This window comes from Zobellella endophytica (genome assembly GCF_003012775.1).
GTDB lineage: Bacteria > Pseudomonadota > Gammaproteobacteria > Enterobacterales > Aeromonadaceae > Oceanimonas > Oceanimonas endophytica.
The window spans coordinates 130,257-146,654 of record NZ_PXYG01000002.1 but is presented as its reverse complement, the minus strand read 5'-3'; the positions used below and the strand labels follow the sequence as shown (position 1 = coordinate 146,654).

The following is a 16,398-nucleotide window of genomic DNA, read 5'->3' as shown; positions in this document are numbered from 1 at the left end:
GGCCTTGGCCCGCCGGCCGGTATGCTGATAAACTGCTGCCGATGAACTGACTTCCGACCCTGCGTGCAAACGCATTACAAGAATTAAGGTAACTCATGCTGGATCCCAAATACCTGCGCAGCGATATCGCCGACACGGCCGCGCGGCTGGCAAGCCGTGGTTTCACCCTGGATACCGAGTTGTTTAACCGGCTCGAGGAGAAGCGGAAGTCCCTGCAGTCCCGTACCCAGGAGCTGCAGGCCGAGCGCAATGCCCGCTCCAAGGCCATCGGCGCCGCGGCGCGCAGCGGCGAGGACATCGCTCCGCTGAAGGCGGCGGTGTCGCAAATCAACGAAGAACTGGATGGGTGCAAGGTCGAGCTGGATGCCCTGCTGACCGACATCGAAGCCTTCTGCGCCGCCATCCCCAACCTGCCTCACGAGTCGGTGCCGGTCGGCCGGGACGAGCACGACAACCAGTTGGCGCGCAGTTGGGGCCAGCCCACCGAGCTCGACTTTGAGCCCAGGGATCACGTGGCCCTGGGCGAGGCCCTGGCCGGGCTCGACTTCAAGGGCGCGGTGAAGATTTCCGGCTCCCGCTTCGTGATCATGCAGGGCCAGATCGCCCGGCTGCACCGGGCCCTGGCCCAGTTCATGCTGGATCTGCATACCACCGAGCACGGCTACACCGAGTGCTATGTGCCCTATCTGGTGAACAGTGACAGCCTTTACGGTACCGGCCAGTTGCCCAAGTTTTCTGCCGATCTATTCCATACCGCCATCGAGGGCGAGGGGGAGGAAGAAGGCAAGGTGCGCCGTTTCTCGCTGATCCCCACCTCCGAAGTGCCCTTGACCAACATCGGCCGGGACGAGATCTTCGAGCCGGCCCAACTGCCGCTCAAGTTCACCGCACATACCCCCTGCTTTCGCTCCGAGGCCGGTTCCTATGGCCGGGATACCCGGGGCCTCATCCGCATGCACCAGTTCGACAAGGTGGAAATGGTGCAACTGGTGCACCCGGAAAAATCCTGGGAGGCGCTGGAAGAGATGGTGGGGCACGCCGAGAAGGTGTTACAGAGCCTGTGCCTGCCCTACCGGGTGATGGCCCTGTGCACCGGCGACATGGGCTTCGGCGCCGCCAAGACCTACGATCTGGAAGTCTGGCTGCCAGCCCAGAACACCTACCGGGAGATCTCCTCCGTGTCCAACTGCGGCGATTTCCAGGCCCGCCGCATGCAGGCCCGGGTGCGCGGTGCCGATGGTAAGCCTCAGTTGCTGCACACCCTGAACGGCTCCGGCCTGGCGGTGGGCCGCACCCTGGTGGCGGTGCTGGAAAACTACCAGCAGGCCGACGGCCGCATCACGGTGCCCGAGGTGCTGCAGCCCTACATGGGCGGACTCAAGTTTATCGGCTGAATCCGTCGCTGAGCCAGTAAAGTCGGCCGGGGCCTGATGCCCCGGCTTTTTGTGCGTTCAGTGGCGGAGCAGGTGCCCCGCCAGCTGTTGCAAGCGGGGCGCGCCCACCAGGATCAGCAGGAAGGCGATGGGCCAGGCAATGCAGAAGGCATGGCCCCAGCGGGCCAGAAAGTCGCCGTCGATACCGGTATTGACCCAGGTGATGACCCCGGTCATCACGCTCACCATATAGACTGACATCAAGACCGGAAACACCAGCCTGGCGTAGCGGCGGGGGAAAATCATGATTTATCCTCGAGTGCATTGTTATTGCCGGGCGCCCAGTTTAGCCTCCGGCGCGGCGCGCAGCCAGATCACAACGCAAACGTTTCTACCTGTGGATGTTCGTGTTCGGCCTGCCGGTTGGGCCGGGAGCGGCGAACTGCTATAACGACTTGTAACCCATCGGGAACGGGGGCGGGCAACGGCTCCGTTTCCCGGTTTATCGGAGGGGATAGTTTGATGTTGAATGAAATTTATCCGCTTTTTCTTCGCCTTTTACCGGTCTCCTTTGGTAGAATGCGCGGCAATTAAGAGGTCCCCGGCAATAAATGATGGTTTGGATAGACTACGCAATTCTCGGTATTATCGGCCTGTCGGCGCTCATCAGCCTGGTGAGGGGCTTCGTGAAGGAAGCTATGTCGCTGGCCACCTGGGTTGCCGCCTTCTTTATCGCCAGCCGCTTTTATGCCGATCTGGCTGTTCACCTCGATATTTCCGACCTTTTGTTCCGCAATGGCGCCGCCATTGCCATTCTCTTTGTATTAGCCCTGATCCTGGGGGCCCTGATCAATTATATCGTCGGTGAGCTGGTCACCAAAACCGGCCTGTCCGGCACCGACCGGGTACTCGGCGTCTGTTTTGGCGCCGTACGCGGCGTGTTCATCGTCGCCGCCATGCTGCTGTTCATCGATACCATGACCGCCTTCCCACAGAGTCTGTGGTGGCGGGAGTCCCGGCTTATTCCGGAATTCGGCGTCGTGATCCAGTGGTTTTTCAGCCTGGTGCAGAATTCATCCAGCTTTTTACCCAAGCCATAGCGAGTTGAGGAAATTAGGACATGTGTGGGATTGTCGGTATTCAAGGTTCGACCCCGGTAAACCAGGCGCTGTATGACGCCCTGACGGTACTTCAGCACCGAGGGCAGGATGCGGCCGGCATTGTTACCATTTCGGGCAACACCTTCCGTCAGCGCAAAGCCAACGGCCTGGTGCGGGACGTATTTGAAGAACGCCACATGGAGCGGCTGATCGGCAACGTGGGCATCGGTCATGTGCGTTATCCCACCGCCGGCAGCAGCAGCGTGGCCCAGGCCCAGCCGTTCTACGTGAACTCTCCCTTCGGTATCGCCCTGGCCCACAACGGCAACCTGACCAACGCCAAGGAGCTGAAAGAAGAGCAGTTCCGGGTGGCCCGCCGTCATATCAACACCACTTCCGATTCCGAAGTGCTGATCAACGTGCTGGCCCATGAACTGGACCAGCAGACCCAGAAACTGCACCTGGAACCGGCCCATGTATTCGCCGCCGTCAGCCGGGTGCACGAAAAGGTGCGCGGTGCCTATGCCACGGTGGCGGTGATCATCGGCCATGGCATGCTGGCGTTCCGGGATCCCGACGGCATCCGCCCGCTGGTGCTGGGCAAGCGCGAGTCCGAAGACGGCGGTATCGAATACATGGTGGCCTCCGAAAGCGTGGCGCTGGACGCGGTCGGCTTTACCCTGGTACGTGATATCGCACCGGGCGAAGCGGTGTACGTTACCGAGCAGGGCGAGCTGTTCACCCAGCAGTGTGCCGCCGAGCCGCAGCATCACTCCTGTATCTTCGAGTATGTCTACTTCGCCCGCCCGGATTCCTTTATCGACAAGGTGTCCGTCTACGGTGCCCGAGTGCGCATGGGCCAGAAGCTGGGGGCCAAGATTGCGCGGGAGTGGGAAGAGCTGGACATCGACGTGGTGATCCCCATCCCCGAGACCTCCTGCGATATCGCTCTGGAGATCGCCCAGAATCTTAACCTGCCCTATCGCCAGGGGTTCGTGAAGAACCGTTATATCGGCCGTACCTTCATCATGCCTGGCCAGCAGCAGCGCAAGCAGTCGGTGCGTCGCAAGCTGAATGCGATTCCCTCGGAATTTGCCGGCAAGAATGTGCTGCTGGTGGACGATTCCATCGTGCGGGGTACCACCTCCGAGCAGATCATCCAGATGGCCCGGGAAGCCGGCGCCAAGAAGGTGTATTTCGCCTCCGCCGCCCCGGAAATCCGTTTCCCCAACGTCTATGGTATCGACATGCCATCCGCCAACGAACTGATCGCCTACGGGCGGGAAGTGGATGAAATCTGCCAGCTGATCGGGGCCGACGGCTTGATTTTCCAGGATCTGGAGGATCTGGAGGACGCGGTGCGCCACTTCAACCCGGAGCTGCGCCGCTTCGAGACCTCGGTGTTCACCGGCGAATACATCACCCAGGACGTCAACCAGGAATATCTGGACGACCTCAACGCTCAGCGCAACGATGGTGCCAAGCAGAAGGACAGCATCGACAACAGCCACCTCGAGATCTACAACGAAGGGCAGTCGTAAGGGACAAACGTATCAAAAAGGGGTCTGACGACCCCTTTTTTGTGCCTGCAGCCGAGGCCCCGCTACCCTACTGGGTGTAGACGGGGCCCAGCCCCCAACTCCAGACGATGACCGAGCCGACCATGATGCACACCAGCAGCACCAGGCCGCAGGTCACCACCGAGCTGGCGTAGATGAAGCCACGCTCCTCGGGGATGTGCATGATGATGGGCACCCCCGAATAGAGCAGGTAGACGGAGTAGGCCAGGCCAGCCAGGCCCACCATCATCAGGAACACGGGTTCAGGATACAGCACCGCCAGCCCGGTCATGAACAGCGGGGTGGCGGTATAGGCCGCCAGCTCCATGCTTTGGGTAAAGCTCGGGCTGGCCCCGAAGGTCTTGGCCATCCAGAAGGTCAGGTAGGCGAGGGCGAACACGCCGCCGATCAGGGTGAAATACATGCCCACCGACATCATCAGTGCACTCTGGGTGGTGAGCATGATGGTGTTGTCGGTGCCGAAGCTCCAGCCGATGACGGTGGCGGATACGAAGGTACACACCGCCGGTATCAGCGCAATGAATGCCAGATGCACCAGGCTGTAATTCAGACTTTCGTGATGGTGGTCTATGGTGTGCCACTCTTCTTTAGGGTGCGCGTATAGTCCCCAGATATGGTTCAGAATCATAGAATTATCCCCTTAAATAGCTCTATCGCCAAGCGACTGGCCCCGGGTGAAAAACCGTATCGTGCCGTTTTTTCACCTCTAACAAGTTATTGGCCAGAGTCCGATGAGCGTCAAGCTCCGCTACGTATAAACCACAAAAGTGTAATCTGGCTCAAATACATTGGGTTTCGTATGACACCTTTTTGATCGCCGCTGTCGCGGGGCTGTGCCGCCTGCCGTTTGCCGGTTTACTCCAGGCGCAGCGGATCCCCCGGATACAGGGTGCCGGAGTTGAGAATGGCGGCCCGAATGCCGCCCAGTCCCTTGAGCCCGTCCATCATGTCGGCCCCGGTGAGGCGGCTGAGCAGGCGGCAGGGGTGACAATGGCGCAGCCCCCGCAGGCGGATGTCCCCGATACGGAAGGTGCGGCCGAGCAGCAGGGGCACATCCAGGTCCGTGATCACCAGGTTGCGGCGAAACTCCTCGGCGGGCAGTGCCAGCCCCAGCCGGCGGTTGCATTCAGCGATGGCGTCCAGGCTGATCAGGCTCAACTGCCGGCCGTGGGTGAAACACTCGGCCCGGTTGAAACTGCCGGTGGCGAGAAAGTAGCGATCACCCCGCAGGCCCCGGCCGGCGATGGCCTCGACCGAGAGCGCCGGCTGCAGGGACGCCTTGGCCCGGGGCGCGATCAGGATGCGGTGCAGCTCAGCCATGGTCGGCGGGCGCCAGCACCCGGAAATGACGGAGGGAAAAGTCCGGGCCGGAGCGCAGCAGCGCCTGATCATCGGCCCGGTACCAGTGATGCAGCATCAGCCCGGCATCGCGCTCCAGGCCGAGATCGGCGCTGCCGGGATGAATGGCCACGCCAAAGGGGACGGCGGGAGTTTGTTCGTCGAAGAAATCCTGACATGCCTCGTCGCCGGCGAACAGCAGGGAAACGGGGCGTGGTTCCGTGCTGAGCAACAGTTGCAGCCTGGCCTTCTGATCGCCGTCCCGGGTACGGCGATTGGCCAGCAGCACTCCGAAGTGCGCGTAGAGGTAATCGGCGAAGGCGAGCGGAGCAATCCGGTGTTTGGCCAGCCAGGCGGCGATGGCCCAACCCCGTTGCGGGCCGCCGGCCAGCAGACTCAGGATCACCTCCATGCCTGTCTCCATCCGGGCCCAGTCCGCCACCAGCATGGCCACGTTATCGGTTTCCCGGTAGTAGGGGGTGGTGGCGCCCTGGCCGGACACGGCGAGCGGCCGTGTGCCGAGGCGGTGCGCATAGGGTGCCCGCGCGACCACCAGCCGCAGCCGCGAGCTATCGGGCCTGAGCCGGAAGTGCCATATAAAATCCTGCTGCCAGTGTGGCATGAGTCATCCTGCCGAGAGTCGTTCCCCGAATTCTAACCCATCCGGCGGCGATGGGGGCGGCTTATCCGGCCGGAGGCACGGCCGCTGGGAGGGAGGCCGACCAGTCCGCTATCTGCGCGCAGACCCAGGCGGGCGCATCCAGGGTCAGATCGTGGCCGGCATCGGCCCGGCGGCGCAGGGGCAGTTGCCAGGCGTCCGCCAGGGCCTGGCTGCAACGGGGGCTGACCAGCCGATCCGCCAGGCCGCTCAATAGCAGCATCGGCGCGGGCGGGCGATGTGCGGGCGGCCGGTAGCGCAGGGCGGCCAGCAGCTGGCGCAGGGTGTTGAGCCGGCTGGCGGGATGCTCCCGGGCAAACTGCGCCCAGCGGGCGATAATGTTGTTGTCCGTCGCGTGCAGCCGGCTGGTCAGGTGCAGGATGGCGGTTTCCTGCCGGATCGGGTCCCGCTCCCACAACAGCCATTTCGCCAGCGGCCAGTATACCCGGGGATGCAACCGATGATAGAAGGGGCTGAGCCCCGCCAGGCTGGTGTTCATCAGCACCAGGGCGTCGATGTCTGTCGGGTAGCGGCTGGCCCAGTCGATGGCGACCATTCCCCCCAGGGACAGGGCCAGCAGGCGTACCGGCCCTTCGCTCAGCGCCTCACGCCAGTGCCAGCGCAGCCAGTCGGTGATCGGCGCCATGGCGGCGGGACTTTGCTGATGGTCGGCCGCACCGAAGCCGGGCAGATCGGCCAGCAGCAGTCGGTGTCCGGGCAAGCACTGCCGGAGCTGATCGGGAAAGTCTTCCCAGTGACGCCCTTCGCGCATCAGTCCACGCAGCAAAATCCAGGTAGTGCTCATTTGGGGTTGCCCTGATTTTTTATCGTATTCTAGCCGCCACGACGACAATAGCGAGTCCGGTGCCGGGGGCGGCACCGTGACTAGAATACCTGGCTTCGCTGCTGGCGCAGCTGCCAGCCGGTGTCGGTACGGCAGGCGATGCCTTGCAGACTGATGCGTTCGGTGGCGGTCAGGCGTTCCTCCACGAACTCGCGGCAATAGATGCCCCCTTCGGTCTGGTAGGTGCGCACCGGCATGACCTGGCCGCGCAGGCCGAGCTCGGGTCGCTCCCAGGAGAGGTGTTGCCCGCTGAGCCCGGTTTCCAGCGCCCGGCTCAACTCCCGGTGGGGGCGGGACAATGGAGGCGGGGGCAGCCCATTGGCCTCTGCCTGCAACCGGCCCGCTTGCCCCAGGCCCTGTTCATGGCCGACGAGACCGCCCAGGGTGCCGGCCACGGCGAGCATCACCAGCAGCGGCAGCCACTGGGCCGGGCGCAGCCAGGGACGGAACCAGGATGCCCAGGCCCGGCGCCAGCCCGGCCGGGAGCCGGCTCCCGCCGCGTGCAAGGCCCTGAGCGGCGGCATGGGCGTGGTCAGGGCTTCGTTCAACATTGCCCCTACCAGAGCATCCTGTTCCTGCAGGCAGTCCAGCCGTTGCCGTGCCGCCGGATCGGCGGCCAGGGCCCGGCGTATCCGAGCGTGCTCCGCGGCGTCCAGCTCACCATCGAGGTAGGCCATCAGGGTCAGGTCATCAATCTCGTTCATCATCGCCTCCCTTGTTACCGCGTTCGCGCCTGCCGTCACCGCACAGGCCGGGCCGGCCATTGAGTATGTCGCTCAATGCCTTACGCGCCCGTCCCAAGCGGCTGGTGAGGGTACCGACCGGCAGCTCCATCACCGTGGCCGCATCCTTGTAGGACAGCCCCTCCACCACCACCAGCATAAGGGCCAGGCGCTGGTCGCCGGGCAGGCGTTGCAGGCCCTGCCGCATCCGGCGCAACAGCAGGCTGGTTTCCCAACTGGCCTCTTCCAGCTCACCGCCCAGCACCTCCGGATCGACGTTTTCCGCTGGGCGGCGTACCCGGTTGGCCCTGAGCTGGTTGAGCCACAGATTCTGAATGATGCGAAACATCCAGCTGTCCAGCCGACTGCCCTGCTGCCATTGATCCAGGTGGCTCAGTGCACGCTCGTAGGCACATTGCACCAGCTCATCCGCCTCGTCCAGGGAGCCTGTCAGGCCCAGGGCGAAACGCCGCAGGCGCGGCTGCAAACCGACCAGTTGCGTCCTGATATCGGACTCTATCTCCGGTTGCATGATCTCGTTCCGCTCTCAGCCATCGGCTTCTCCCTGCTGTCATGCGGCCACCGTCATCTGCCGCGCGTGGTGCGCTTTCGAATAACAACACCTGGGCCGGCTTATCCATCCCTGTGGTTACGATTTATTCAGTGTGGTAGCCCGGACAAAAAAAGAGAATCCGGCCGGGATGAAATCGGCCGCTGGGCTGTTGTTACCATAGAGCGCCCGGTCGGGTGGCTGAGCGCCGGGTTAACAGGGGTGAATATCATGCTGAAGAAAAAATTTATTCCCGGCAGGGCACCGGTGATGCACGTGGCCGCCTGCAGTGCGCTTGCCCTCCTGCTGATGGCGGGGCCGCCGTCCTACGACGAGCAGAGCGGAACCTTAAACTATCCCGCCGCGGCCTACGCCAAGTCCTGCTTTATCGCGGGTACCCTGGTCCTGATGGCGGATGGCAGTACACTGCCGATAGAGCGGATCCGGGTAGGCCAGCGGGTGTGGGGAGAGCACGGCCGGATCAACAGGGTCATCGGCGTCGAGCGGGTGCCGCTGGCCGGACGTCGGCTGTACTCCCTCAACGGCAGTACCCACTTCGTGACCGCCGAGCATCCCTTCCGTACCCCGCAAGGCTGGAAGTCCCTGGATCCAAGGATGACGGCGCAGGAAAACGCACGACTGTCGGTGGAGCCCTTGGGGATCGGCGATCGGCTGGTACGGGGTCAGCCGCGCCCTATGCCGCAGAGCCAGGGCAACCTGGCCTTGGCACCCGAGCTCGAACTGGTATTCGAGACCCAGTTACTGGAGGTGATCGAGTCGATCGCCGGGAAGCCGGGGCTGACCGTCTACAACCTGCTGCTGGATGGCAACCACACCTATATCGCGGATGGCTTCCTGGTCCACAATAAAGGAGGAGATGGTGGCAGCAGTGGCAGTGGTGGTGAGGGTGGCGGCAGTGGTTCCAGTGGCGGAAGCAGCCGGGGCAGTGATGACGGCGGTGGCGATGACAACGGTGGCCGGGGCCGGGGTAGCGACGACGGCGGTGGCGACGACAACAGTGGCCGAGGCAGTGATGACGGCGATGGTGACGACAACAGTGGCCGGGGCCGCGGGCGCGGCGAGCATGCCCAGGAAGTGGACCGGATGCGTAGCGATGTCCGCACCGGGGTGGAAGGAACGCCGGAGTTTCGGCGGGAACGGATCGAGCAGCGCTTCGACGAGGCCGGTAACCTGATTCGTGAACGGACCGATATCCGCGAGGGGGTGGAAGGGACTGCCGACTTCAGCCGTGAGCGCAGCGATCTGCGTTTTAATGACGACGGCAGCCTGCTGCGGGAACGTACCGAGAGCCGCTCCGGGGTGGAGGGCACGGCGGATTTCAGTCGGGAGCGGCTGGATCGGCGTTTCGATGAAGACGGCAACCTGCTGCGCGAACGCACCGAGGTGCGGCTTGGCGAGGAGGATGCCCCGGATTTCAGCCGTGAACGCAGCGACCTGCGCTTCGATGCCGAGGGCAACCTGCTGCGCGAGCGGGTCCGGATGCAGCTCGGGCCCGATGACGATGATGGCATGGATGACCAGGGACGGCGGCGTGGTGGCCACGGCGCGGACGATTTCTCTCCGTCCGGCCCGGCCCTGACGCCGGAACAGGAGATGGAGCTGATCCAGCGCAACTGGCGCGATGACAACAGCGGCTCCTGAGCATGACGAGGCAGGGTATGAGGAAAACGAGAGGGGGGTTTGGCCTGCTGCTGCCGGTCCTGGTGGCCGGTTGCGGCGCCACCGGTATGGGGTCGGGAACACCGCTGTACCTGGCGATGACCGACGGCGACGTGGCACAGGCGGATCGGGCGGTGCAGCGGGCGCTGGAAACGGCACCCAGCGAAACCCCGATCGGCTGGTACAACCAGGACAGCGGCAACAGCGGCAGCATTACCCCGCTTGACACCTACGTCAGCCGCTCCGGGCATTATTGCCGGCACTATCGGGAGCGGCTGGTGCTGGGGGAACACAGCGAAAGCTACCTAGATACCGCCTGCCGCAACGGCGACGGTATCTGGATCCCGGTACCGACGCCGGCGCCCTGAATGTTAAGGCGGGCGCCGGGCGGCGCCCGTTTTTTATTGGCCCCGCTCAGTCCGGCCCCGGGGAACCGTTGCCGAACCACAGTGCCATCGCCTGGCGGTACAGGGGCCCGGCCGCGTCGGCATCCGGCAGCCAGAGCCGATAGCCTTCCACCGCCCGCACCAGAAAGTCGATCAGGATCAGGTGCCGGCGCAAGACCCGTTGATGACGATGGGGCTTCACCGGGTTGAACAGGCCGGTAAAATGCAGCAGCTGCAGCGGGTTTTTGCGTACCCACAGCCAGGAACCCATCTCCAGGGTAAAGGAAAGAAAGACGCCGGGCCGGTGCCGGTGCTGCAAGGTGAGGTGATCCCACAGATCCCCATGGGCCATGTAGTGCAGCCACTGGGGCTCGATATCGTAATAGTTGTGATTGGGGTAGGCGGCCAGGAACAGCTCCCGCAGGGCCAGGATCTCCGGCAGCCGGGGAGGCGGTTGCCGGCTGCCGGCGAAGGGGAACCAGAGGCGATCGCGCCGGCCGTAGCCGGAATGGCAGTCCAGCGCCAGGCTGAAGGGGCGCCCGACCAGGTATCGGGCGACCGCCGAGCACAGCGCCTCGGACTCGGGCTCCAGCCCCTGTCCGCGATACCAGGGCAGATGCCGGCTCAGGCGCTGCCCGCCCAGGGGCCAGCCGACCGGCTCGCGGGCATCGAGCGGGCCGTTGCGCATGAGATCCACCCCGTTGCCGTTGCAGCGGCTGGCCCGGGCCAGCCCGACCGGATTGACCACCGGCATGAAGATCAGGCTGACCTGCTCCAGCAGGCGATGGGTCAGGCCTGACCAGCCCAGGCTGGCCACCAGGGAATGCAGGTAGGACAGCACCACTTCGGTGCCGATGCGCTCCACGCCATGGACACCGCCGAACAACCCCAGCGCCGGTGCGGCGGGATCCCGCGAGCCCAGATGCAGCAACTGGACCGGCAGCTCATGCCGGGCGTTACCGACCCGTGCCAGCGTTTCCAGCCGGGCGTGGGCGCCGGCCCGGGCGGCCAGCTCGGCCAGCCGGTCGAGCTCTGGCAGGGAAGATGGCGGGGCTGCGGGCATCGGGTTCTCCTTTTATCTGGCGGCGGCCGGCTAGCCACCCGGAACCGATATTCAGTCTATGCAAAAAGCGGCGATAGTGGCGAAAAGGGTATGCTGATGAGGTCATTCCAGTCGGCGGCCTCGTTTTCCTGTATCGGGGAAATACGGTGGCGGTTCGCCATAAAAACCGTGTCCGGCCCGGCCTGAGACCGGCGGTTTATCCCCCTGTTTTGTGTGGGGATCCCGGCGTGGTTCTGTTACACTGCCGCCGCTTTATTCGCGCCTGTTAACACAAAGAAAGGTCTGCCTGGCTCCAGGCGAACCGTATCGACTCACTCTGCTGCGGCCCCGACCCCATGCTGCTATCCGTTATTGAACAAGCCTTTCTGCTCCTTGCCCTTGGCTGGCTGCTGACGGTCAACATCCGCAGGGGACAGGACTATCCGCGGCTGCTGGTGATGACGTCCGGACTCTGGTTCGGACTGGCGGCCATCACCTGCATGCTGCTGCCCTTTTCCGTGTCGCCGGGAGTGTTGCTGGACGCCCGTAATGCGGTCCTGTTCGTGGCCGGGCTGTTCGGCGGGCCAGTTGCCGGAACGATGGCGGCCTTGCTTGCCGGCGGCTTTCGCTGGTGGCTCGGCGGTGAGGGCGCCAGCCTGGGGATGCTTAATATGGCGCTGGCGCTGGCCATGGGGCTGGGGGTGCGCCACGCGGTGGCTCATGGCCGGGCCCGGCTCGACACGGTGGCGCTGTTGCCTGTAGTGCTGGTGCTGCACCTGACGACCCTGGGACTTCTCATGCCGCTGATGGACGCGGACGAACGGGTCCTGCTGCTGTCGGTGAGCTGGCCCTTTTTGCTGGGCATGGTGCCGCTGACCCTGATGTTGATCCTTATTCTGCAAGACGCCGAGCAGCGCCACCGGGAGCAGAAGGCGCTGCGCGCGAGTGAATCGCGGCTCAAGGCCATCACCGGCGCCCTGCCGGACCTGATGTTCGTCATGGACGAAGAGGGTCGTTACCTGGAGGTGATGGCCTCCAATCCGGCGCTGTTGCCCGACACCGGTGAGAAGCTGGTCGGGCTCGGGCTGCCGGATGTATTTGCCTCCGGCCAGGCGGAGCAGTTGCTGGCGTTCATCCGGCAAACCCTGCGTCGACAAGGCGTTAACACCCTGGTGTATGAACTGGAGACCTGTGGTGGCCGGCGCACCGTTGAAAGCACGGCCCAGGCGCTGGAAGGGCACTTCGGCGGCCGCCAGGCGGTGGTGGTATTGACCCGGGATATCAGCGCCAGGGTCAAGCACGAAACCGAGTTGCGTATTGCCGCCGTGGCCTTCGAGAGCTTTCAGGGCATGCTGGTTACCGATGCCGAGAGCCGGATCCTGCGGGTCAACCGGGCCTTTACCGACATTACCGGCTACGCGTCGGAGGAAGTGGTGGGTCAGACGCCCAGGCTGTTCAGCTCGGGCCGGCACTCGCCCGAGTTCTACCGGCAGATGTGGCAGACGATCCGGGACAAGGGCCATTGGCAGGGGGAAATTTACAACAAGCGCAAGTCTGGCCACATCTATCCCCAGTGGCTATCGATCAGCGCGGTCAGGGACGGGAGGGAGCGCATCAGCCATTACGTTGCCGCCATCAGCGACATTTCCCAGCGCAAGGAAGATGAGGCAAAAATCAACCACCTGGCATTCTATGACGCCCTGACCGGACTGCCCAACCGGCGCTTGCTGGCCGAGCGGCTGAAGCAGGCCCAGGCGGTGAGTGCACGCAGCGCCAGGCAAGGGGCGCTGATTTTCATCGATCTGGATAACTTCAAGGATATCAACGATCTCTGGGGGCACCAGGTTGGCGATCAACTGTTGCAACAGGCCGCCCAGCGACTGAATCAGGTGGTGCGCGAGACCGATACCGTGGCCCGGCTGGGTGGCGACGAATTTGCGGTGTTGCTCGGGGAGCTGTCGGAGCAACCGGCCCAGAGCGCCGCTCGCCTGGAGCACATCGGGCACAAGCTGCTGGAAGTACTGGAGCGCCCCTATGTGCATGAGATACATAGTCTGCGCGGCAGCGCCAGCCTGGGGCTGGTGATGTTCGATGATCACGGTCAGACGGCGGATGATCTGCTGCAGCAGGCCGAACTGGCCATGTATGAAGCCAAGTCGGCGGGCAAGGGTAAGCTGCGTTTTTTCGACCCCGTGATGCAGGAAGTCATCACCCGGCGTCTGCAGCTGGAAGAGGACATACTGCGGGGATTGTCCGAGCGGGAATTCTGCCTCTATTTCCAACCCCAGGTCGATGTCCGGGGCCGGATGGTCGGGGCCGAGGCACTGGTACGCTGGCGCCACCCCCGGCGCGGCGTGCTGGCACCGGGAGCCTTTATCGACGTGGCCGAGGCGGCCGGCCTGATGACCCGCATCGATCGTATCATGTTGCGGCGTGCCTGCGAGCAACTGGCGCACTGGGCCCGGCTGCCGGCCTTCGATGATTTTTCCCTGTCGGTCAATATTAGCGCCGCCCAGTTGTATCAGCCCGGCTTCGTGGATGATGTGCTGGCGCTGCTGAGCGAGACCGGGGCGGATCCGGGGCGCTTGAAACTGGAACTGACCGAGTCGATGCTGCTCGATGACATGCCCAAGGCCATCGAACGCATGCGGGCGCTGAAAAAATACGGTATCCGCTTCGCCATCGATGATTTCGGGACCGGCTACTCTTCCCTGCACTACCTGCAGCAGTTGCCCCTGGATCAGTTGAAAGTCGATCAGTCCTTTGTGCGGGTGCTGCCCGCAGACCAGAACAGCCTCAACATCATCCGGGCCATTATCGCCATGGCCGGCAGCCTGCAACTGGAAGTGATCGCGGAGGGGGTTGAAACCCCGGCCCAGCGCGCGCTGCTGCAGGACAACGGCTGCCTGCTTTACCAGGGATATCTGTTCTCCCACCCCGAGCCTGCCGTTGTCATCGAGCGGATACGGTTGGCGCCTCTTCCTGCCTTCGGCCGGTGAGCCGATGGTGCCCGCCACCGGGCATCATCGGTGGCGGCCGCTGTCGCCGGTCATTCCGTCAGGGGATGGCCGCCAGGGGGGGGCTTGACCCAGCGGGATCTGCTGCTCCAGCCGGGTGATGTTTTCCACCAGTACTTCTATCTTGTCCTCCCCGAGCAGGGCGTCCGCAAAGGCCTGGGAGAAAGGCCAGTAGTTGAGATCCACCACCAGGCTGAGCGGCCCCTCGGCGTCGGCGGGAACGGCAAATTCATAGTCCACCACCTCATAGCCCTTGGGCAGGATGCGGTTGTCGGAGATGATATGATTCACGTTCCAGACCTCCACCAGTACCTCCTTGCCGTCCTTGTCGCCCAGGTGCACCTTGAAATTGCGGGTGCCAGGCTCGGTTTCGCCGTTGACTACCCGACCCAGGCGGTACAGCTCGTTGCCCCCGGCATCCAGTACCCTGAAGTCCAGCCACACCTCGCGCCCCTCGGGAAAACCGGTAGGAAGCTTGTGGCCAGCGCCGGTATTGCTGACCTTGACCGACATCTTGGCCCGTGCGCCGGGCCGCAACTCGGCGGGCGGTTCGAGCAGGGCCAGCTCGGCGCTGCTCTGCAGCAGTTTGCGGGCATTTTCCGCGTTCCGGGTTCGGCCGAAGTACTCCAACACCGTGGTGTTGCCGCCGGCAAACCAGTGGCTTGCTCTGTCCTGGCGCAGGGGGCCCATGACTGCGGCCTTACTGCTGATCTTGGCCATATGGCAGTCCTGGCAGCCAATGCCGGCCTGGCGGTAGGGGCTTTCGTACCACTCGTCGTAGGTCCGCTCTATGGGCGTGCCGTTGAGCGGATGGCTGACATTGTGGCAGGTGCCGCAGATCTCCGAGCTGGTATGCAGCGAAGAGTACTGGGTCTGATGGTAAGGCGACGAGGCATCCGCGCGCGGTCCCAGCTTCAGCGATTCGCCCCGGGCCATGGCCTGGAGGATGTAGGCGCCGTTGTCCAGCCCGCTGATCCCGCTCATGTTGTGGCAGGCCTCGCAGTCGACCCCTGGGAGCTGCTCGTCCGGGTGCTCCAGCTCCGGCGGCAGCCGGTTGCCGGCGGTGGTGATCCGCCCAGTGGTCAGCCCCACCGGGGAATGGCAGCCGGTGCAGAAGTTGTCGAGCTCGCCGCCGGTGGCGACGCTCGCCTTGTTCAGCAGGGCCCGGTAGATGGGATCGTTCCAGGCATGGGACATGATGGATTCCCGCCATTCGTCATAAATTTCGGTATGGCAGCCGCTGCATACCCGGGCGTCTTCAAATTGATGCAGGCCGATGGGTTTTCCCGAGCTGGTGGTCGCCCTGTGAGGGGAGAACAGGGGAGTGAGACGTTGATTATCCAGGCGTTTTTCCACTGCGCTGACGGCCTGAGCCTGACCACAGAGCAGCAAGGAAAAAACGAACAGCAGTAAGCGGTTGAGCGTGATCATCCTTGATTCACCGGAACTGAACTCCGGCCCTCCTTTTGCGTTATTGTCATCCGCGCCGTCGGATCACCTTGGGGACAAAATCCGTTGTTCCCAGGCACCCCTGGTGAGCGGAGCCTTGGTTATCGAGGTTATATTCCGTGCCGTAAGGCTATTTTAGCCCCGGCCCGGGAGCAGTGCGTCGCCGGGAAAACCGGTGGTAGATTCGATTGAATATTTTCAGGCAAGAAAAAGCCCACAAGTCATTGACTATGTGGGCTTAATAAATTGAATTGCTTTGCAAAGAAATTTGGTGGAGCTGGCGGGAGTTGAACCCGCGTCCGAAAAACCTACGTCGTCGGTACTACATGCTTAGTCAGTCATTAATTTCGCCAGCTGCTGCGGACTGACACGCCACAGACAGACTATCCTGAATTGGATTTAACGCTTCAACCGTCAGGCACGGCATCCACGCGATCCTGTGAAGGATGACCTTCCGATTCCCTAAGTCACAGGCAAGCTAGGGCAGAAGGGCTCTATGCAGGTTATTAAGCTGCTAGTGCGTAGTTTTCGTCGTTTGCGACTATTTTTTTGCGACTGTTTAACGAGGCCTATCGCACCTCGGCATGCACCTAGGAGTTCGAGAATCTCGTCGAATCCTGAATCAGCCCCAAGTAACAGTTGGATCTTATTGCAAACGC

Annotated in this window: 15 protein-coding genes and 1 other RNA gene; 6 read left to right on the top strand and 10 right to left on the bottom strand. The window is 63.3% G+C overall.

What is annotated here, in order from left to right:
• The first annotated feature begins 95 nt into the window (after positions 1-95).
• Positions 96-1,394 carry a serine--tRNA ligase gene (gene serS, locus C7H85_RS05840; RefSeq protein ID WP_106728784.1) on the top strand — a complete coding sequence of 433 codons (1,299 nt, stop codon included), beginning with the start codon at positions 96-98 and terminating at the stop codon, positions 1,392-1,394.
• Between the two features lie 57 nt (positions 1,395-1,451).
• Here the strand turns inward: serS and C7H85_RS05835 are convergent, their stop codons facing one another.
• Positions 1,452-1,679, bottom strand: a complete 228-nt coding sequence (locus C7H85_RS05835; RefSeq protein ID WP_106728783.1) for a DUF2798 domain-containing protein — start codon at positions 1,677-1,679, stop codon at positions 1,452-1,454.
• Positions 1,680-1,987: 308 nt separating this feature from the next.
• On the opposite strand from C7H85_RS05835, the gene C7H85_RS05830 reads away from it, so the two are divergent.
• Entirely contained in the window at positions 1,988-2,473 is a 486-nt protein-coding gene (locus C7H85_RS05830) for a CvpA family protein (RefSeq protein WP_106729377.1), read from the top strand.
• 20 nt (positions 2,474-2,493) lie between these two features.
• Positions 2,494-4,014 carry an amidophosphoribosyltransferase gene (gene purF / locus C7H85_RS05825; protein ID WP_106728782.1) on the top strand — a complete coding sequence of 507 codons (1,521 nt, stop codon included), beginning with the start codon at positions 2,494-2,496 and terminating at the stop codon, positions 4,012-4,014.
• Positions 4,015-4,081: 67 nt separating this feature from the next.
• Here the strand turns inward: purF and C7H85_RS05820 are convergent, their stop codons facing one another.
• From C7H85_RS05820 to C7H85_RS05795, 6 genes are all read right to left on the bottom strand, one after another.
• Entirely contained in the window at positions 4,082-4,681 is a 600-nt protein-coding gene (locus tag C7H85_RS05820; RefSeq protein ID WP_106728781.1) for a Yip1 family protein, read from the bottom strand.
• A gap of 227 nt (positions 4,682-4,908) precedes the next feature.
• The gene (locus tag C7H85_RS05815) at positions 4,909-5,373 is read right to left on the bottom strand and encodes an MOSC domain-containing protein (protein WP_158260068.1); all 465 of its coding nucleotides are present in this window, start codon (positions 5,371-5,373) and stop codon (positions 4,909-4,911) included.
• Entirely contained in the window at positions 5,366-6,013 is a 648-nt protein-coding gene (locus C7H85_RS05810) for a hypothetical protein (protein WP_106728779.1), read from the bottom strand. The genes C7H85_RS05815 and C7H85_RS05810 overlap by 8 nt, the downstream gene beginning before the upstream one ends.
• Positions 6,014-6,074: 61 nt before the next feature.
• On the bottom strand, positions 6,075-6,854 hold the full coding sequence (locus C7H85_RS05805) for an alpha/beta fold hydrolase (RefSeq protein WP_106728778.1): 780 nt from the start codon (positions 6,852-6,854) through the stop codon (positions 6,075-6,077).
• Between the two features lie 80 nt (positions 6,855-6,934).
• On the bottom strand, positions 6,935-7,597 hold the full coding sequence (locus C7H85_RS20230) for a zf-HC2 domain-containing protein (protein ID WP_106728777.1): 663 nt from the start codon (positions 7,595-7,597) through the stop codon (positions 6,935-6,937).
• On the bottom strand, positions 7,584-8,147 hold the full coding sequence (locus C7H85_RS05795) for an RNA polymerase sigma factor (RefSeq protein ID WP_106728776.1): 564 nt from the start codon (positions 8,145-8,147) through the stop codon (positions 7,584-7,586). The genes C7H85_RS20230 and C7H85_RS05795 overlap by 14 nt, the downstream gene beginning before the upstream one ends.
• A gap of 249 nt (positions 8,148-8,396) precedes the next feature.
• On the opposite strand from C7H85_RS05795, the gene C7H85_RS05790 reads away from it, so the two are divergent.
• Complete coding sequence (locus C7H85_RS05790) at positions 8,397-9,827, top strand: Hint domain-containing protein (protein ID WP_106728775.1); 1,431 nt, start codon at positions 8,397-8,399, stop codon at positions 9,825-9,827.
• A 17-nt stretch (positions 9,828-9,844) separates the two neighbouring features.
• Positions 9,845-10,213 (top strand): RT0821/Lpp0805 family surface protein, encoded by a 369-nt coding sequence (locus C7H85_RS05785; RefSeq protein WP_158260067.1) that lies wholly within the window; start codon positions 9,845-9,847, stop codon positions 10,211-10,213.
• Positions 10,214-10,259: 46 nt separating this feature from the next.
• Here C7H85_RS05785 and C7H85_RS05780 read toward each other — a convergent pair whose 3' ends face one another.
• Complete coding sequence (locus C7H85_RS05780) at positions 10,260-11,294, bottom strand: DUF2817 domain-containing protein (protein ID WP_106728773.1); 1,035 nt, start codon at positions 11,292-11,294, stop codon at positions 10,260-10,262.
• A gap of 335 nt (positions 11,295-11,629) precedes the next feature.
• Between C7H85_RS05780 and C7H85_RS05775 the strand changes: the two genes are divergently transcribed.
• Positions 11,630-14,272: an EAL domain-containing protein gene (locus C7H85_RS05775; RefSeq protein ID WP_106728772.1), complete on the top strand. Its 2,643-nt coding sequence runs from the start codon at positions 11,630-11,632 to the stop codon at positions 14,270-14,272.
• A 24-nt stretch (positions 14,273-14,296) separates the two neighbouring features.
• Here C7H85_RS05775 and C7H85_RS05770 read toward each other — a convergent pair whose 3' ends face one another.
• Together C7H85_RS05770 and ssrA are read right to left on the bottom strand one after the other, a co-directional pair.
• Positions 14,297-15,721: a multiheme c-type cytochrome gene (locus C7H85_RS05770; protein WP_106728771.1), complete on the bottom strand. Its 1,425-nt coding sequence runs from the start codon at positions 15,719-15,721 to the stop codon at positions 14,297-14,299.
• Positions 15,722-16,008: 287 nt separating this feature from the next.
• Positions 16,009-16,369, bottom strand: a transfer-messenger RNA (tmRNA) gene (gene ssrA / locus C7H85_RS05765).
• Between the last annotated feature and the right edge of the window lie 29 nt (positions 16,370-16,398).